16 protein-coding genes and 2 pseudogenes are annotated in these 16,601 nt (G+C 71.1%); 9 read left to right on the plus strand and 9 right to left on the minus strand.

The window, feature by feature from the left end:
• Window positions 1-37 precede the first annotated feature (37 nt).
• The 3 genes from B5557_RS25400 (at window position 38) to B5557_RS25410 (ending at window position 4,016) form a co-directional block, all read left to right on the plus strand.
• Window positions 38-1,768, plus strand: coding sequence for an N-acyl-D-amino-acid deacylase family protein (locus B5557_RS25400; protein WP_079661625.1), 1,731 nt, complete (start codon window positions 38-40; stop codon window positions 1,766-1,768).
• A 59-nt stretch (window positions 1,769-1,827) separates the two neighbouring features.
• Window positions 1,828-3,255, plus strand: a complete 1,428-nt coding sequence (locus B5557_RS25405; RefSeq protein WP_231976032.1) for an aldehyde dehydrogenase family protein — start codon at window positions 1,828-1,830, stop codon at window positions 3,253-3,255.
• Window positions 3,256-3,446: 191 nt separating this feature from the next.
• Window positions 3,447-4,016: a DUF3455 domain-containing protein gene (locus B5557_RS25410; protein WP_079664991.1), complete on the plus strand. Its 570-nt coding sequence runs from the start codon at window positions 3,447-3,449 to the stop codon at window positions 4,014-4,016.
• 48 nt (window positions 4,017-4,064) lie between these two features.
• Here the strand turns inward: B5557_RS25410 and B5557_RS25415 are convergent, their stop codons facing one another.
• The gene (locus tag B5557_RS25415; protein ID WP_079661627.1) at window positions 4,065-4,460 is read right to left on the minus strand and encodes a nitroreductase/quinone reductase family protein; all 396 of its coding nucleotides are present in this window, start codon (window positions 4,458-4,460) and stop codon (window positions 4,065-4,067) included.
• A gap of 191 nt (window positions 4,461-4,651) precedes the next feature.
• Between B5557_RS25415 and B5557_RS46305 the strand changes: the two are divergent.
• Window positions 4,652-4,968 (plus strand): annotated as a pseudogene (locus B5557_RS46305) (endonuclease/exonuclease/phosphatase family protein); the annotation flags it as partial.
• A 22-nt stretch (window positions 4,969-4,990) separates the two neighbouring features.
• On the opposite strand, the gene B5557_RS25425 reads toward B5557_RS46305, so the two are convergent.
• Both B5557_RS25425 and B5557_RS25430 read right to left on the minus strand, forming a co-directional pair.
• Entirely contained in the window at window positions 4,991-5,479 is a 489-nt protein-coding gene (locus tag B5557_RS25425) for a carboxymuconolactone decarboxylase family protein (RefSeq protein WP_099936648.1), read from the minus strand.
• Between the two features lie 170 nt (window positions 5,480-5,649).
• Complete coding sequence (locus tag B5557_RS25430; protein ID WP_079661628.1) at window positions 5,650-6,102, minus strand: nuclear transport factor 2 family protein; 453 nt, start codon at window positions 6,100-6,102, stop codon at window positions 5,650-5,652.
• Between the two features lie 206 nt (window positions 6,103-6,308).
• On the opposite strand from B5557_RS25430, the gene B5557_RS25435 reads away from it, so the two are divergent.
• A complete protein-coding gene (locus tag B5557_RS25435; RefSeq protein ID WP_079661629.1) occupies window positions 6,309-6,905 on the plus strand; it encodes an ALF repeat-containing protein in 597 nt (198 codons plus the stop codon).
• On the opposite strand, the gene B5557_RS25440 is transcribed toward B5557_RS25435, so the two are convergent.
• The 3 genes and pseudogenes from B5557_RS25440 to B5557_RS25450 form a co-directional block, all read right to left on the minus strand.
• The gene (locus B5557_RS25440; RefSeq protein ID WP_443031270.1) at window positions 6,902-7,048 is read right to left on the minus strand and encodes a hypothetical protein; all 147 of its coding nucleotides are present in this window, start codon (window positions 7,046-7,048) and stop codon (window positions 6,902-6,904) included. The two genes, B5557_RS25435 and B5557_RS25440, sit on opposite strands and share 4 nt — an antisense overlap.
• A 67-nt stretch (window positions 7,049-7,115) precedes the next feature.
• A pseudogene (locus tag B5557_RS25445) lies at window positions 7,116-7,292 on the minus strand (hypothetical protein); the annotation flags it as partial.
• A 127-nt stretch (window positions 7,293-7,419) separates the two neighbouring features.
• Window positions 7,420-7,917 (minus strand): MarR family winged helix-turn-helix transcriptional regulator, encoded by a 498-nt coding sequence (locus B5557_RS25450; RefSeq protein WP_079661630.1) that lies wholly within the window; start codon window positions 7,915-7,917, stop codon window positions 7,420-7,422.
• Between the two features lie 111 nt (window positions 7,918-8,028).
• On the opposite strand from B5557_RS25450, the gene B5557_RS25455 reads away from it, so the two are divergent.
• Both B5557_RS25455 and B5557_RS25460 read left to right on the plus strand, forming a co-directional pair.
• Window positions 8,029-8,880 (plus strand): SDR family oxidoreductase, encoded by an 852-nt coding sequence (locus B5557_RS25455; RefSeq protein ID WP_079661631.1) that lies wholly within the window; start codon window positions 8,029-8,031, stop codon window positions 8,878-8,880.
• 57 nt (window positions 8,881-8,937) lie between these two features.
• A complete protein-coding gene (locus B5557_RS25460; RefSeq protein ID WP_231976033.1) occupies window positions 8,938-9,357 on the plus strand; it encodes a MarR family winged helix-turn-helix transcriptional regulator in 420 nt (139 codons plus the stop codon).
• A gap of 27 nt (window positions 9,358-9,384) precedes the next feature.
• Here B5557_RS25460 and B5557_RS25465 read toward each other — a convergent pair whose 3' ends face one another.
• Both B5557_RS25465 and B5557_RS25470 read right to left on the minus strand, forming a co-directional pair.
• A complete protein-coding gene (locus B5557_RS25465; protein ID WP_231976472.1) occupies window positions 9,385-10,206 on the minus strand; it encodes a DUF4344 domain-containing metallopeptidase in 822 nt (273 codons plus the stop codon).
• Between the two features lie 100 nt (window positions 10,207-10,306).
• Window positions 10,307-11,848: a CehA/McbA family metallohydrolase gene (locus B5557_RS25470; RefSeq protein WP_079661633.1), complete on the minus strand. Its 1,542-nt coding sequence runs from the start codon at window positions 11,846-11,848 to the stop codon at window positions 10,307-10,309.
• Window positions 11,849-12,124: 276 nt separating this feature from the next.
• Between B5557_RS25470 and B5557_RS25475 the strand changes: the two genes are divergently transcribed.
• Window positions 12,125-12,970, plus strand: a complete 846-nt coding sequence (locus tag B5557_RS25475) for an LLM class F420-dependent oxidoreductase (protein WP_079661634.1) — start codon at window positions 12,125-12,127, stop codon at window positions 12,968-12,970.
• Here the strand turns inward: B5557_RS25475 and B5557_RS25480 are convergent.
• The gene (locus B5557_RS25480; RefSeq protein ID WP_079664993.1) at window positions 12,967-13,683 is read right to left on the minus strand and encodes a hypothetical protein; all 717 of its coding nucleotides are present in this window, start codon (window positions 13,681-13,683) and stop codon (window positions 12,967-12,969) included. The two genes, B5557_RS25475 and B5557_RS25480, sit on opposite strands and share 4 nt — an antisense overlap.
• Before the next feature lie 323 nt (window positions 13,684-14,006).
• On the opposite strand from B5557_RS25480, the gene B5557_RS25485 reads away from it, so the two are divergent.
• Window positions 14,007-16,598, plus strand: coding sequence for a bifunctional FO biosynthesis protein CofGH (locus B5557_RS25485; RefSeq protein ID WP_079661635.1), 2,592 nt, complete (start codon window positions 14,007-14,009; stop codon window positions 16,596-16,598).
• Window positions 16,599-16,601: the final 3 nt, after the last annotated feature.

A 16,601-nucleotide genomic window follows, 5' to 3' on the forward strand; every position in this document is an offset into this window, starting at 1 on the left:
AAGATCCCGATCTCCCCGGAGTTGAGGAGGGAACCGCATGCTCGATCACGTCATCAAAGGGGCGACCGTCGTCGACGGGACCGGTGCGCCTGCTCGTGTCGCCGACGTCGGTATCCGCGACGGTCGTATCGCCGTCGTCGGGACCGTCACCGAGGAGGCGCGGACCACCGAGGACGCTCAGGGCCTCGTCCTCGCCCCCGGGTTCGTCGATCCGCACACGCACTACGACGCTCAGCTCTTCTGGGATCCGTACGCCACCCCGTCCCTGAACCACGGGGTGACGACCGTCGCCGCCGGGAACTGCGGCTTCACGCTCGCGCCGCTCAATCCGGCCCGGCCCGCCGACGCCGACTACACCCGCCGCATGATGTCCAAGGTGGAGGGGATGTCGCTGGTCGCGCTCGAGGAGGGGGCGCCCTGGAGTTGGAGCGGCTTCGGGGAGTACCTCGACGCCCTTGAGGGGCGGATCGCGGTCAACGCGGGCTTCATGGTGGGGCATTGCGCGCTGCGGCGGTACGTGATGGGGCCGGACGCGGTGGGCGGTCAGCCCAGCGAGGAGCAACTCGCCGAGATCGTACGGCTGTTGCACGACGCCATGGACGCGGGGGCGTGGGGGTTCTCCACCACGCAGTCCTCGACCCACTCCGACGGGGACGGGCAACCGGTCGCGTCCCGGCACGCCCTGCCCGCCGAGCTGCTGGCACTGTCGCGGGCCGTCGGGGAGCACGAGGGCACGCAGATCGAGGCGATCGTCGCGGGCTGCCTCGACCAGTTCAGCGACGCCGAGATCGACCTGTTCGTGGAGATGAGCGCGGCGGCCGGACGCCCTCTGAACTGGAACGTCCTCACCATCGACTCGGCCGTCCCGGAGCGGGTGCCCCGGCAGCTCGTGGCGAGCGAGCGGGCGCGGAAGGCCGGCGGCCGGGTCGTGGCGCTGACCATGCCGATCCTCACGCCGATGAACATGTCCCTGGGCACGTTCTGTGCCCTGAACCTGATCCCCGGCTGGGGTCCGGTCCTCGGCCTGCCCGTCCCCGAGCGGATCGAGAAGCTGCGGGATGCGGCCGTCCGGGCCGAGCTGCTGCGGCACGCAGGGTCGAAGGAGGCCGGCGTCTTCCGGCGGCTGACCAACTTCGGGCGGTACGTCATCGGCGACACCTACAGCGCGGCCAACGAGGGCCTCACCGGGCGGGTCGTCGAGGACATCGCCGCCGAACGCGGCCTCGACCCGTTCGCCTGCCTGGTCGAGATCTGCGCGGCCGACGAACTGCGTACGGTCCTGTGGCCGATGCCGACGGACAACGACCCCGACTCGTGGGCGCTGCGGGCGGAGGCCTGGACCCACGAGGACGTCCTGCTCGGCGGCTCAGACGCGGGCGCGCACCTGGACCGCATGTGCGGGGCGCCGTACACCACGCGTTTCCTCGGCGACTGTCTGCGCGGTCGGAAACTGGCCGGCCTGGAGCAGGCGGTGAAGATGCTGACGGACGACCCGGCGCGGCTCTTCGGACTGCGCGAGCGGGGCCGGATCCAGGAGGGCTTCCACGCGGACCTCGTCCTGTTCGACCCGGAGCGCATCGACGCGGGCAAGGCCACCCTGGTGCACGACCTGCCGGGTGACAGTCCGCGGCTGGACTCGAAGGCGATCGGGGTGCGGGCGGTCTGGGTCAACGGCGTGGCGGCCATCCGCGACGACGTCGTGACCGGCGCCGTACCGGGGCGGGTGCTGCGCTCGGGGCGGGACACCAGGACGGTGAACACCCGGTGAGCGGGGGGGCCACAGGGTCGGGAGTCGCCGGGTCGGTTACCGACGGGCAGCGGCTTTTCGTGGGCGGGGTCTGGGTCGAACCGGACGGCGGCCACTACGAGGTCGTCGACCCGGCGACCGAGGGGACCGTCGGGTTGGCCCCGGAGGCCTCGCGGGATCAGGTGCGCGCGGCCTGCGCCGCGGCCCGCGAGGCCTTCGGCCCGTGGTCGCGCACCCGGCCGGAGGAACGCGCGGCCGTGCTGGGCCGGGCCGCCGACATCATCCGCGCCCGGCTCCTCCCGTACGCGGAGCTGGCCCAGGCCGAGACCGGCGCCACGACCGGCACCGCGCGCGCCATGCAGGTCGGGGTCGGCGCGGGCCGCTTCAAGCGCTACGCGCGCGTGGAGCCCGCCGAGTGGCCGATCCCGCCGCAGATCAACGAGGCCGGCCCGATGGGCAAGGCGGGCGTGATGGGCGCGGTGGCCGTCCGGCAGCCCGTCGGCGTCGTCACGTGCATCACCTCCTACAACAACCCGTGGGCGAACCCGGCCGGGAAGATCGCCCCCGCCCTCGCCATGGGCAACACGGTGGTCGTGAAACCCGCCCCGCAGGACCCCCTGTCCGTCTACCGGATGGCGGAGGCGCTGGAGGAGGCGGGAGTGCCGCGCGGGGTCGTCAACGTCGTCTCCGGGCGCGCCGTCGAGATCGGTGAGACGGCGGTGTCGTCGCCGGACGTCGACATGGTGAGCTTCACCGGCTCCACGGCGGTGGGCCGGCGCATCGCCGAGGTGTGCGGCCGGGACATGCGGCGCCAGCTGTTGGAGCTGGGCGGGAAGGGAGCGGCGGTCGTCCTCGACGACGCGGACGTCGCCTCGGCGGTCGCGGGCATCGGGACGACCTTCTCCTTCTACAGCGGCCAGATCTGCACGGCCCCGACCCGGGTGCTGGCACACCGCAGGGTGTACGACCAGCTCGTCGAGCAACTCGCCGCCTACGCGAGGCGGTTGAAGGTGGGCGATCCGCGGGAACCCGACACCGTGGTCGGCCCGGTGATCTCGGCCGCGCACCGGGACCGGGTGGAGTCGTACGTGGAACTGGGCCGGAAGGAGGGCGCGGTGGTCGTCGTGGGCGGTGAACGCCCGCCGCTGGAACGGGGCTTCTACGTCGCCCCGACCCTCCTCGCCGACTGCACGAACGACATGCGGGTGGTCCGGGAGGAGATCTTCGGGCCGGTGGTGACGGTCGTCCCCTTCGACGAGGAGGACGAGGGTGTCGCCCTCGCGAACGACTCCGACTACGGCCTCATCGACTACGTCTGGTCCTCGGACGTGGCCCGGGCGTTCCGGGTGGCGCGCCGGCTGCGCGCGGGCGGCGTCGGCGTGAACACGGCCGGCCGGAACATGGAGGCGCCGTTCGGCGGATTCAAGAAGAGCGGGGTGGGGCGGGACGTGGGCTCGTATGCGCTGCACGCCTACAGCGAGGTGCAGTCGATCGTCTGGCCGGGATGAACAACAGGTGCCGTTTGCTTGCCCTTTGAGCCATGAAGACTGTCCCGGGCGTGCAGAGATCGTTCAGGGAACGCCGAACGGGCGTCGGAATCGCCGGCGGACCCGTAGCCTCCGGGCGCAGGGGACCGGACCGTGTCCGGCCCCGCCGTGAACATGTCCGGAAATCGTTCGGAGACCACCCCATGCACCAGATGAAGCTCGCCAAACGTCTCGCCCTCACCACCACGGCCCTCGCCGTCGCGACCGCCGGCACCCTGCTGAGCACGACGATCGGCCACGCCGCGCCCGCGCAGTCCGCGACCGCCCACGTCGACGCGCCCGCCGCGCTCAAGGTGCCCGCCGCGCTCAAGGTGCCCGACGGCAACCGGCTGACGGGCGTCTTCGCCGCGAAGGGCGTCCAGACGTACACCTGCACCGACGGCGCCTGGAAGCTCCTGGAGCCCGCCGCCACCCTGTCCTACAAGAGAGACCGCGCCCACCGTCCCGTCGCCCTGCACTCCCGCGGCCCGGTCTGGGCGTCCACGGTGGACGGCAGCGCCGTCAACGCCGCCGCCCTCGTCACTTCCCCCAAGGCGGGCACCATCCCCGAGCTGCTGCTGAAGGCCACGGCCACGCGCGGCGCCGGGGTCTTCGCCGACGTCACCTACATCCAGCGCCTCGACACGGCCGGCGGCGTCGCCCCGGCCACCGCCTGCACCGGCGCCGACCAGGTCAGCGTCCCGTACTCGGCGACGTACGCCTTCTACAAGCCCGCCAAGTGACCCCCGGCCACCTCGGTCGCCTCCGGCACCCCAGTCACCACCATCACCTCAGTCGCTGAGATCGACCCGGATCGTCAGCAGCCCCGTTCCCAGGGCCCGTACGGCAGTGCTGTTGGCCTTGGGGAGGGTGCGCAGGCGGGCGACCGGGTCGTCGTCGGGCAGCAGGTGGGCGGTGCCGTTGTGCCACCGCCCGCCGATCCGCACCCGCACCCGTGGATCGGCCTGGATGTTGCGGACGTACTGCGACCGCTCGCCGAACTCCGAGACCAGCCAGAAGGTGTCGCCGATCCGGCGGCCGCCGAGCGGGGTGCGGCGGGGCCGGCCGGAGACCCGGCCGGTGGTCTCCAGGAGCGTGTGGAACGGCAGACGGCGCATGAGCGGGTTGGCGACGTGCCGCTGGAAGGCGGTGGTTGCGCGGAACCGGAGGTCGCTGGGCGGGGCCATGATCGGTGGGACTCCTTCGCACGCAGGATTGCTGCTGTTGCGTCAATGGTCCCCGATGCCGTCGGCGTGACGAGAGCGGGTGGCCGCACATGCGAGTGGTGAGCCGGAACCTGGGGTGAGCTGGAACCTGTGGTGGCGGTTCGGCCCGTGGCGGGAGGTGTGGGCGGGCCGGCGGCGAGAACCTGGCGGAGTGGCCGGCCGACGAGCTGGGCCTGCACTGCACCTGGGCCGCGTCGGCCGTTCCCGGCCTGGTCATGTTCGACGCCTGGGGCTACGCCGACCCCACCATGTCCGCCGCCACCTGGACCCCCGAAAACCCCTACGCGGCCCGCCTGTTGGAGCCACCCGCCCGTATCGACTACATCCACGTGGGCCCGCCCGGCCCGGCAGGCGAGGGCCACGTCCGCCGGTCCAACGGGCGGGCCAGGGCCCCGTGGACGGCGTCTGGCCCTCCGAGCACGCGGCGGTGGTCGCGGATCTGGCGGAGGGTGAGACGGCGATCATCTGATGGCCGTCACTTGGCCGTCACTTTAGTCCCACTGCTCGTCGGCGAGGGAGCTGACCGGCTGCGGCTTGCCGATGACGGCCAGGGCGATGAAGAAGTTGATCTGGCCGATCGCGATGGTCAGGGTGGCCAGTGCCTTCTCGCCGTAGTGCTTCGCCACCTCGGCGTACAGCTCGTCGGAGACGCGCTCTTTGCCGTGCGGGGCCGGCTGGAGGGTGGCCTCCGTCAAGGCGAGGGCGGCGCGCTCGGAGGCGGTGAAGTACGGGGCGTCCTCCCAGGAGGAGACAGCGGTGATGCGCTCCTCGGACTCCCCGGCCTTGCGCAGAAAGCCGGTGTTCAGGACCGTCAGGTAGGTGTTGCCGACGATCTGCCCGGCACGCAGGTGGACGAGGTTCATCGTGGTGCGCGGCACCGAGCGGTTGCCCGTGGCCCGAAAGAGTGCGGCGCTGATGTCGTTCAGCTCGGGCACGAACTCGGCCGGGTTGGGCATCCGGGAGATGGAGGAGTTCGTCATGGCTGCTCTCCTTTGCTTCGGCCTGGTTGGCGTCTTCACAGCACTGACGGATCGGCGCACGCAGATGTGACAGGAATCGGGAAAAGTTCTCGGGCGTGCTCCGGACCTGGCCATGGTCGCGGCCGGCGCAGACATCGGACGCACTCGTCCAGGCCGTGCGGCCAACCAGATCATGCGGTGTCGAAGGCCCGGGCGACGGCGAGACTGTCCTCATAGACGTGGTGGCGGACGACGAGGCCGCTGCCCTGCTCGAAGGTGAGGTGCAGTGCGAACCGGGCGCGGTAGGCGCGTCCGGTGGAGCGGGCGGTCTGGCGGATCTCGCCGAGTACGACCGCGTCGTCGCCGTCGACGAGGATGCGCTCGATCTCGGTCGCCGCCTGCCCGGGCAGGTGGTGCTCGGCGAGCTCGCGGTAGTGGGCGGCGGCGTCGGCACGGGTGGAGCGGCGCCGGATCCACGGCGTGGCGCTGTGCTGACGATCGTGCTCGTCCTGCGGCCAGTCCAGCTTCCAGTCCCCGTGCTCGGCGTACAACTCGGCGATCCGCTCCGGATCCCCCTCCCCGATCCGCCGCAGCAGCTCCTCGACGGCGGCGCGGGTGGTGACAGTAGGCGTGCCGGACGACATGACCGACCCCTCCCTGATGACGTCGGACACCGCGCCCTGCCGGCGCGGAGACCGCCATTCTCGGTGGCGGGGACGGCTTCACGCGATTACCTTCCACGTAACCGCCTTTACGGCAGCGGGAGTTGCTCCTCCTTAATGTGTTGGTGCTCAACGGCTCAACGGCGAGAATCTCCGCATCGACTGCCGGACCACGGAGGTACACACCCATGAAGCAGCATCGCGCCGCCCTGCTCGTTGCGACCATCGCCCTGACCCCGGCCGTCCTCTTCGCCACCCCGGCGTTCGCCGCCGGCACGACGGCGGCCACAGCGACGACCGCGACGGCGACGGCGACGACCGATACGCCGGTGGACGAGATGTCCGACGAGGAACTCCGTATCGCGATCGCACGCATCCTGGGGGACAAGGACTCCGGCAAGAGGGTCGTCCGAGAGGCCAGCGCCGCCCTCGACGGCACCGCGGACGACATGCGCACCTTCCTCAAGACCGGCTACCGCCTGGCCCAGGCCGAGGACGACCGCGTCGCCGTGGTTCGCATCCTGGGCGACAAGAAGTCCGGCAAGGCGGTCGTCCGGGAGGCCAACAGGGCCCTCGACGCCGGCACCCCGGAGGCCCTGCGCGCTTTCCTGGAGACCGGCTACCGCCTGGCCCAGGCCGAGGACGACCGCGTCGCCGTGGCCCGCATCCTCGCCAACCCGAAGATCAGCGCCGCCCTCCGCGCGGCTGCCAAGAAAGTCATCGACGGTACGCCGGAGGAACTGCGCTACTTCCTGGAGGTCGGCCAGTACGAGGTCAACCGCTAGGCCACAGCTCGAAGCTTGGACGGCTCCAAGGCCACGCGCTCCATGCGGTCCAGCAGGATGCGGTACATCTCCAACTGCGCCTCTGCGTCCAGGAGCGCAGGTACATGGGACTGGTCCAGCGAGACCGTGTCGAGTTGAGGCACGGGGCCGGACGCGTAGTGGATGTTCTGCCTTGACGTCCCAGCCGGTCTCTTCCCGGATCTCGCGCTCGAGTGCCGCCTCCGGACTGATGTCCGGTGGCTGCGCCCCGTCGGGGCTGCCGATCTCCAGGCGTCCCCCGGGCAGTTCCCACTCTTCGCGCTCGTTCCGCAGCAGTAGCACACGTTCACGAGCGTCGAGCACGACGCCTTTCACGGAGACGGGCCAGAGCGGCGGCGTGTACGTCATGGCCGTCCTCGTCCTGATGTGTGTGCGAGGCCGGGCTTTCGGAACGTAGCAGGGGTCCCTCAACTCGCCGATGCGGCGACCGAATTATCCGAGTCGCCGGGTCGCACGCTGGGAGACGGGCCTGCGGTCAGGGCCCTTTGGTGTCCTTAGCCAGGCCGCGATCGTTCAATTGGGCAAGGGAGTCGACGTACTTGAGCATGAGGCGGGCGAACTCCAGGCGGTCGCGCTCGGCCCAGTGGGCGGTGATGTACTCGAACGCTGCGCGCTGGTGGCGCCGGAAGCGCGCCATGAGGTCGGCGCCTTCGGGGCTGAGCAGGAGGACGGTGCGGCGGCCGTCCTGCTGGGAGGCGGCACGGATCAGGTAGCCGGCCTTGATGTTGTCGGTGACCATCCGGCTGGCGACCGAGGGGTCGACGCCGAGGAGTTCGGCCACCGCTCCGACGGTGATCTCCTTGTCGGAGTCCCGGGTGTGCTCCAGGACGATGTTCAGGGCCAGGGTGCGGCCCAGGTCCTTGGCCGAGATGGGGTTCTCGACCTCCAGCAGCGAGGTGCGGCGCAGTTTGGAGAACGCGGGACCCACGGCGTCCAGCAGCTCCTCGGCCGTCTGCGGCTCGTTCGTCGTCATGCACCCATCGTAATGTCCATGAGATTCGGAAGGCATGTGTTGACGTGAAATTACGTGCATGCAAACATGCATATGTTTACGAGCACACTTCGCGAACCTCTGGGAGCTTCCATGACCATCCTCATCACCGGCGCCCGCGGCAAGGTCGGCCAGGCCGTCGTCAACCGCCTGCACGCCGTCGGCCTGCCCGTCCGCGCCGCCAGCGCCAAGCCCGCCGAGCTGGCCGCCCCGACCGGCGTCGAGGTCGCCGAAGTCGACCTCAGCCGGTCCGAGACCTTCCCGGCCGCGCTCGACGGCGTGCGCCAGGTCTTCCTCTATCCACAACCCGACGGCATCGACGCCTTCGTCGAGACCGCACGGGCCGCCGGCGTCGAGCACGTCGTCCTGCTGTCCTCCTCCTCGGTCCTGGCCCCCGATGCCGAGACCGACCCGCTGGCCTCGCACAGCCTCCACGTCGAGCGCGCCCTGACCGCCTCCGGCCTGCCCTGCACCTTGCTGCGCCCGGACGCCTTCGCCAGCAACGCCCTCGGCTGGTCCTACTTCATCGGGCACGACCTGCCGATCCAGCTCGCCTACCCCGAGGCGCACATCGCGCCCATCCACCCCGAGGACATCGCCGACATCGCCGTCGAAGCCCTGACCGACACCGCCCTCCGCGGGCGCGCGCTCACCCTCACCGGCTGCCAATCCCTCACCTTCCGCGAGCAGATCGTCGTCCTGTCCGAGGTCCTCGACCGCGACATACGCGTCGAGACGATCACCCACGAGCAGGCCGAGCAGCAGATGAGCCGTTTCATGCCGGCCCCGATGGCCGGCTCCCTGCTCGCCCTCTGGGCCGCCGCGTCCGCAGGTCCCGCCCCCATCGCCGATACCACCCGAACCCTGCTCGGCACGCCCGCGCGCACCTTCCGGCAATGGGCGACCGAGAACGCCGCCGCGTTCACCGCGTTCACCGCACGCTGACTGCCGCCGCTCCCGCGCCCTGCTCGGCCCAGCCGACTTCACTGAAGGACCATCGCCATGAAGCCCATCACCATGAAGCCCATCGGCTACTGGCTCAACCGCACCGACAAGGCCCTCACCCGCTACATGAACGGCATGCTCGACGAATTCGGCCTCACCCGGACCGCCTGGCAGGTCCTCAACGTCATCCGCGACACGCCCGACGCCGCCGACACCGACGTCCACACGGCCCTCGCACCCAACGCCGACCTCTGCACCCTGACCGCCGCGATCGACACCGTTCTCGCTGACGACTGGGCCACCCGCCCCGCACCTGGCCGACTGGAGCTCACCGCGAACGGCCGCCGGCGCCTCGTCGCCGTCGAGGACCGGATCAGCGCCTTCCGCGAACTGTCCATGACCGGCATCACCGCGGAGGAGTACCGCACCGCCGTCAGCGTCCTCGCATGCATGACTCACAACCTCGAAACCCGCTGAAAATGATCAAGGTGTGGTCATGGAAGATCACCCGGCGTCATGTTTGGCATGCCGACCGAGGGTGTTCAGCCAGGTGGTTTGTACGGTCTTCCACTCCCCTGTGCAGCCGCGCGCTCGGTCTGTGGGGAGTGCGTGCGTGTCGACCAGGCTCCGGTGACGTGCCGGGGCGGCTCCGTAGACGTAGCAGAGGTGGTTGACGGCGCGTTGGTGGTCCGTGGAGTGTTCGTCCGCCCGGCCGTCGTCGACGTTTTCGTAGGTGATCGCGGACAGTCGCCATGTCTCGGCGGCGGCGAGCAGTCTGTCCTCTCCCCGCACGCCCTGGCGGAGCAGCATGAGGGCGGCGAACTGGTCGGCGAAGTCCTCTTCCCGGCCGCTCCCCTTGAGGTCGAGGGCGTCGAGGACGGCATGTGCGCTCTCGTGGAACAGGGTTTCCAGCATGACGGCGGACAGGGTGTCCTCGGAGAGCGGTTGTCCGGCTTCCTGATACAGGTCCCGTGTTTCGGAGATCTCGTCGTAACAGACCTCCACACGACGGGTGTCGGGGTCGTAGGCGGATCCCTCACCGTTGCAGGACCGCACGACCATCGCGACCGGTGGACTCACGTCGACGAGAGCGGTGACGCTCCGCGCGGCTTCCTCCGGCAGTTTCCGTTTCCGGAGGAACTCGGCGTCGGCCGCGTCCGAACTCGACGGCTGGGCATAGCGGATGCTGAAGCTCGCCCCACCGGTGCTCGGGCGCTCGGCCGGCGTGGTCGTCTGGCATGCGGTGGTGAAGGCGAGGAGCAGGGGCAGTGTCGCGGCCTGCAGAGCGGTATGGCCTCGGCCTCGACGCTTTCCGAGGGCCTTCATGCTCACGTTCTCTTTCCTGCGTGTCGACTTCGGCATCATGCTCATCTTCGCCGAGTGTGTCGTGAACGCGTCTGGAACCGGCCTCCGTCAACCCTGCCCGTTACCCCTGCCCGCCCAGGAACACCGGGTTCGTGAACGCCGCCAACGCGCCAGGCAGGGGAGCCGCCGTCGCCTCGTGTCGGACCTCCGCCCGTACGTACGCCGCATACGCAGCCGTCGTACGCCACTCCGCGACACCCGCGCCCGACTCCGGCAACGCGCCGCTCGTGAACAGCACGCCCTGGTCCGTTACGAAGCGGACCGTGCAGCCCGGGGCGCCGGTGACCTCCAGGCGGACGGTCACCGGGGTGTCGGCGGCGACGTTCAGGCGTTCGCCGATGCCCGCGTGTGCGCCCTTGCCGCCCGTCGCCGTGAAGGAGACGGAGATCCTGCTCGACTCGGCCACGTACGACCGTCCCGCCCGGATGCCCTCCTGGATCGCCTCCCGGGTCAGGTCGTCGGCCAGGACCACCGTCTGGGGGAGCCCCACCACGTCCGGATCCCGGTGCGCGTCGCTGTTCCCCATTGCCGGAAGCCAGGAACCCGTACCGCCACCGTCACCGCCGCCCCCGCCCCGCACCGCCGCGACCAGCATCGCGTCCCACTCCGCCAGCGTCACCTCGTCGTCCGGCGTGTAGGGGCCGTTCCACACCTCGACCGCGTCCGTCTCACCGAATCCGAACTTCCAGCCGCACCCGATGCACGTCGCGTGCGGATGCGCCGGCACGACCAGGCCGCCCGCCCGTCGGATCCGGCGGGCGAAGCGGCCGAAGCGGTTGTCGCGGGCCCGGTAGCGCCAGTCCACGAACGTGCCGGGGTCCGTGCCCAGTGCCAGTACGTGGCCGTTTCTCGTCGTGATCTCCTCGCCCAGCATCACCAGCAGGTCGTCGCCCGCCACGTCCGCCCAAGCACCGTGCCCCGCATGCGTGTTGTGCTCCGACGTGTTGACGAAGTCCAGCCCCGCCGCCCGCGCCAGCGCGCCGATCTCGGCCGGGGTGCGGCGGCCGTCGGAGTACCAGGAGTGGAGGTGGCAGTCGCCCCGGTACCAGGCGCGGCCCCGCCCCTTCGCCCGGGAGGAGGGATACGACGGGGCTGCGGCCGCCCCCGGCTCGCCGTACGTCAGCGTCACCGTGATCTCGTACGACAGGCCCTGCGGTGCCACCGTGTAGGGGCCGAGGGCGAGGTGCCAGGTGCCCTTCCGGACCGGGCCGGCGACATACCCGGGCGTCGCCTCGTCCGACCGGATGAAGAACTCGCTGCGGGCGCCCCCGGACCAGCCCCGGAAGCCCTTCCCGCCCAGCCCGGTGCCGCGTTCGTCGAAGACGCCGATGTCGAGCGCGTTGCCGGGCGTGCCGGCCGGGACGGAGGGCCGGTCGTAGGTGTACGCGACCCTGAACTCCTTTACGCCCGACGGGACTTCCACCGGAACGTAGACGAAATCCGGTGATCCGGTGGGGAGGGTGCCCCGGAGGGTGTGGGACTCCTTGGACCCCTCCTCCCGGCCGGCCGCCGCTGCGAAGCTCACGCCTCCCAACGTAAGCGCGGTGGCGGCGCCCGTCACGAAGAGGGCTCGGCGTGCGATGGGGTGGGCGTCCTCACACATGCGGCCCAGTTTCTCCCGGCCGGGTGAACTCCCGTGGACGGCAAGGGAATCGGCGTCCGTCGGGATGTCACGTACACCAGCCGAGTCGCCGTGCCCCCGGGTGATGCCGACCAGTCGGTATGGACACCCGCCCCGTCTCCCGGTACAGATGAGGACGTCACCCGCAGACGCACCCCAGCCACACCAACAGACGCACCCCAGCCAACACCCGTAGAGCACCCCCCCAGCCAACACCCGCCCGCCCAGTAGTCGCCGTACGCAGCGAAAGGCCCGCCCATGCGCATCGCCGTCACGATCTTCCTCACTGACGAGACGATCACCCCCACCCGCCTCGCCCGTGAGCTGGAGCAGCGCGGCTTCGCCGGGCTCTACCTGCCCGAGCACACGCACATCCCGGTCGAGCGGACCACCCCCTACCCCGCGGGCGGCGACCTGCCCCGCGAGTACGGCCGCACCCTCGACCCCTTCGTCGCCCTCGGCCAGGCGGCGGCGGTGACGGAGACGCTCGGTCTCGGCACCGGCATCACTCTCGTCGCCCAGCACGACCCGATCGACCTCGCCAAGCAGATCGCGACCGTCGACCACCTCTCCGGCGGCCGGCTCACCCTGGGCCTCGGCTACGGCTGGAACGTGGAGGAGGCCGCCGACCACGGCGTCGAGTGGCGCACCCGCCGCGAACTGGTCCGGGACCGGATGCGGCTGATGCAGGCCCTGTGGGCGGAGGAGCCGACGGCGTACGAGGGCGAGTACGGCGGCGTGCGCGCCAGCACGGCGTACCCCAAGCCCGTGCAGAAGCCGCGCGGACCGGTCACCGGTCCCCGCACCCTCGTCGGCGGGGCCGCGGGCCCGAAGCTGTTCTCGCACATCTGCGAGTACGCCGACGGCTGGCTGCCGATCGGCGGCCGCGGCCTCTCCGAGTCGCTGCCCGCCCTGCGCACGGCCTGGGCGGACGCCGGCCGCGAGCCGTCCGCCCTCCAGGTCGTGCCGTACGCCGTCCAGCCGTCCCCCGGCAAGCTCGCGCACTACGCGGAGCTGGGCATCGAGGAGGTCGTGGTGCAGTTGCCGCCGGCCGGTGAGGCGGAGGTGCTGGGCCTGCTCGACGGGTTCGCGCCCTACCTCTAGGAGGTCCGGGGTCCGAAGTCGGGCGGGGTCAGGTCGTCCCCGGCGGGTTCGCCGTCGCCCTGCCGCCAGGCGGGGTCGACGGCGCAGGGGGTGGAGGTGCCGCCGGTGAAGTAGCCGCGGTCCTCGAACCACTGGAACGACACCCGCTCGGCCCCGTCCTCGTCCCCGTCCGAGCGCGAGGCGCGCAGGTCCCAGGAGCCGCCGGAGGCGTTCTCCCGGTACGAGGTGATGTCCCAGCCGGTGTCCTTGAGGTGGTCGCGCAGTCGGCGCAGGCCGGCGCTCGCCTGCTCGGCGGGGACGTGGTCGAGGGCCCAGCTGTGGTACATGCGGTACGCGCCGTCGACGGCCTCGTCCGTCAGGCCGCCCCGGTAGCAGGAGTCCGAGCCGAGCGTGTTCTCCGGGGAGACGCCCACCTTCTCGACGCCGGGCTTGATGGTGCGCGTGAACCCCAGGACGTCGTACGCCTCCTGGGAGCGCTCGACCGCGCGGCTCGCCATCTCCTCGGGCGCGACGCGCGGGAAGTCCGACGGGTCCTTCGTCACCACGGCGATCCAGACGACCACGACGAGGACGATCAGCAGCGGTACGGCGAGCAGCGCCGCACAGCCGATCCCGAAGGCCTGCGCGACGGTGACGCGCCTCGGGACAGCGGCGGTGACGACGGCGGCAGTGGCGTCGGTGGCGTCTGCGGTGGGGACGATCTCCTCGGGCATGACGGCACCGTAGATCGGCCGGGCTGCCCGGGGCATCGGTGCGGCTGCGCACGCAGGGTGGGTACACATACTCAGGCCTCAGGCAGGCCCGCCGCAGGCCAGACGCGCCAACGACACGGTCGACCGAAGTGACGAGACCGGCGACCATGAGGCAGTGACCGTGGCAACCTCACCGTGACGACTATGAGAGCCCGCTAGGGACACGCGACGGGTACGTGCGCGTCGACCTGACGTGCAGCCACTCCGCCTGACCCGCCGTACGAACCCCGTCAAAGCCCTGTACGGCCACGGGGTAGTGGGAAACGTGATCGTATGCTCAAAGGATGACGACTTCCGCGACCTCCGGAACCGGCCCCGGCCCCACCGAGAACTCCATGCGTCGCGCTCTCAAACGGGCTCGTGACGGCGTCGCCCTCGATGTCGGTGAGGCGGCCGTGCTGCTTCAGGCGCGCGGCGAGGCGCTGAAGGACCTCGCCGCGTCGGCCGCCCGGGTGCGGGACGCCGGGCTGGCGGAGGCCGGCCGGCCCGGCGTCATCACGTACTCGAAGAGCGTCTTCATCCCCCTCACCAGGCTGTGCCGGGACAAGTGCCACTACTGCACGTTCGTGACCGTCCCCGGCAAGCTGCGCCGGGCGGGCCACGGAATGTTCATGTCCCCGGACGAGGTCCTCGACATCGCCCGTCGCGGCGCCGCCCTCGGCTGCAAGGAAGCCCTCATCACCCTCGGCGACAAGCCGGAGGAACGCTGGCCGGAGGCCAGGGAGTGGCTCGACGCGCACGGCTACGACGACACCATCGCCTACGTCCGCGCCGTCTCCATCCGCATCCTGGAGGAGACGGGGCTGCTCCCGCACCTCAACCCGGGCGTGATGTCGTGGACCGACTTCCAGCGGCTGAAGCCCGTCGCCCCCAGCATGGGCATGATGCTGGAGACGACGGCCACCCGGCTGTGGTCCGAGCCCGGCGGGCCGCACCACGGCTCGCCGGACAAGGAGCCCGCCGTCCGTCTGCGCGTCCTGGAGGACGCCGGCCGCTCCTCCGTCCCCTTCACCTCCGGGATCCTGATCGGCATCGGTGAGACGTACGAGGAGCGCGCGGAGTCCCTGTTCGCGCTCCGGAAGGTCTCCCGTGCCTACCACTCCATCCAGGAGCTGATCATCCAGAACTTCCGCGCCAAGCCGGACACCGCGATGCGCGGCATGCCGGACGCGGAACTCGACGAGCTGGTCGCGACGGTGGCGGTGGCCCGTCTCCTGCTGGGGCCGGGCGCCTGCCTCCAGGCCCCGCCCAACCTGGTCGACAGCGAGTACGACCGGCTCATCGGCGCCGGCATCGACGACTGGGGCGGGGTCTCCCCGCTGACCATCGACCACGTCAACCCCGAGCGCCCCTGGCCGCAGATCGACGAACTCGCCGAGAAGTCCGCGGCGGCCGGTTTCGAACTGCGGGAACGTCTCTGCGTGTACCCGGAGTTCGTCCGGCGGGGCGAGCCCTGGCTGGACCCGCGGCTGCTCCCGCACGTTCGCGCGCTCGCCGACCCGCAGACGGGCCTCGCCCTGCCGGACGCCGTCGTCGAGGGCCGGCCGTGGCAGGAGCCGGAGGAGGTGTTCGTGCCGTCCGGCCGTACGGACCTGCACCGCACCATCGACACCGAGGGCCGCACCGCCGACCGCCGCGACGACTTCGACGAGGTGTACGGCGACTGGGCCGCGCTGCGCGAGGCCGCCGCCCCCGGCATGGTCCCGGAGCGCATCGACACCGACGTACGGGCCGCCCTCGCGACCGCCGCCGACGACCCCACCAAGCTCACCGACGCCGAGGCCCTCGCCCTGCTGCACGCGGACGGCCCGGCGCTGGACGCCCTGACGCACATCGCGGACGACGTCCGCCGCGCGGCCGTCGGCGACGACGTCACCTACATCGTCACGCGGAACATCAACTTCACCAACGTCTGCTACACGGGCTGCCGGTTCTGCGCCTTCGCGCAGCGCCGCACCGACGCCGACGCGTACACGCTCTCCCTCGACCAGGTCGCCGACCGGGCCCAGCAGGCCTGGGAGCTGGGCGCGGTGGAGGTCTGCATGCAGGGCGGCATCCACCCGGACCTGCCCGGCACGGCGTACTTCGACATCGCCCGGGCCGTGAAGTCGCGCGTGCCCGGCATGCATGTGCACGCGTTCTCGCCGATGGAGGTCGTCAACGGCGCGACCCGCACCGGCATGTCGATCCGCGAGTGGCTGACGGCGGCGAAGGAGGCGGGCCTCGACTCCATTCCGGGCACGGCGGCGGAGATCCTCGACGACGAGGTCCGCTGGGTCCTCACCAAGGGCAAGCTGCCGACGGCCACCTGGATCGAGGTCGTCACGACGGCGCACGAGGTCGGAATCCGCTCGTCCTCGACGATGATGTACGGCCACGTCGACCAGCCCCGGCACTGGCTCGGCCATCTGCGCACCCTCGCCCGCCTCCAGCAACAGACCGGCGGTTTCACGGAGTTCGTGACCCTCCCCTTCATCCACACCAACGCGCCGGTGTACCTGGCCGGCATCTCCCGTCCCGGCCCGACCATGCGCGACAACCGGGCGGTGACGGCGATGGCCCGCCTCCTTCTCCACCCGCACATCCCCAACATCCAGACCAGCTGGGTCAAACTGGGCACGGAGGGTGCGGCGGAGATGCTCCGCTCGGGGGCGAACGACCTGGGCGGCACCCTGATGGAGGAGACGATCTCGCGGATGGCGGGCTCGTCGTACGGCTCCTACAAGTCCGTGAAGGACCTGATCGCCGTCGCGGACGCGGCGGGCCGCCCGGCACGGCCTCGTACGACGCTGTACGGCGAGGTGCCTCAGGAGCGTCAGCGCGCCGCGGCGGCCTCGGACGGCCACCTGCCGGAACTGCTGCCGGTGCTCGACTGATAT

It is taken from the genome of Streptomyces sp. 3214.6 (genome assembly GCF_900129855.1).
In the GTDB taxonomy this organism is placed as follows: Bacteria; Actinomycetota; Actinomycetes; order Streptomycetales; family Streptomycetaceae; genus Streptomyces; species Streptomyces soliscabiei.

Coding starts and splice junctions, on each gene's coding strand:
- B5557_RS25400 (WP_079661625.1), top strand. CDS start 38: ATGCTCGATCACGTCATCAAAGGGGCGACCGTCGTCGACGGGACCGGT.
- B5557_RS25410 (WP_079664991.1), top strand. CDS start 3,447: ATGAAGCTCGCCAAACGTCTCGCCCTCACCACCACGGCCCTCGCCGTC.
- B5557_RS25415 (WP_079661627.1), bottom strand. CDS start 4,460: ATGGCCCCGCCCAGCGACCTCCGGTTCCGCGCAACCACCGCCTTCCAG.
- B5557_RS25425 (WP_099936648.1), bottom strand. CDS start 5,479: ATGACGAACTCCTCCATCTCCCGGATGCCCAACCCGGCCGAGTTCGTG.
- B5557_RS25430 (WP_079661628.1), bottom strand. CDS start 6,102: ATGTCGTCCGGCACGCCTACTGTCACCACCCGCGCCGCCGTCGAGGAG.
- B5557_RS25435 (WP_079661629.1), top strand. CDS start 6,309: ATGAAGCAGCATCGCGCCGCCCTGCTCGTTGCGACCATCGCCCTGACC.
- B5557_RS25450 (WP_079661630.1), bottom strand. CDS start 7,917: ATGACGACGAACGAGCCGCAGACGGCCGAGGAGCTGCTGGACGCCGTG.
- B5557_RS25455 (WP_079661631.1), top strand. CDS start 8,029: ATGACCATCCTCATCACCGGCGCCCGCGGCAAGGTCGGCCAGGCCGTC.
- B5557_RS25460 (WP_231976033.1), top strand. CDS start 8,938: ATGAAGCCCATCACCATGAAGCCCATCGGCTACTGGCTCAACCGCACC.
- B5557_RS25465 (WP_231976472.1), bottom strand. CDS start 10,206: ATGAAGGCCCTCGGAAAGCGTCGAGGCCGAGGCCATACCGCTCTGCAG.
- B5557_RS25470 (WP_079661633.1), bottom strand. CDS start 11,848: ATGTGTGAGGACGCCCACCCCATCGCACGCCGAGCCCTCTTCGTGACG.
- B5557_RS25475 (WP_079661634.1), top strand. CDS start 12,125: ATGCGCATCGCCGTCACGATCTTCCTCACTGACGAGACGATCACCCCC.
- B5557_RS25480 (WP_079664993.1), bottom strand. CDS start 13,683: ATGCCCGAGGAGATCGTCCCCACCGCAGACGCCACCGACGCCACTGCC.
- B5557_RS25485 (WP_079661635.1), top strand. CDS start 14,007: ATGACGACTTCCGCGACCTCCGGAACCGGCCCCGGCCCCACCGAGAAC.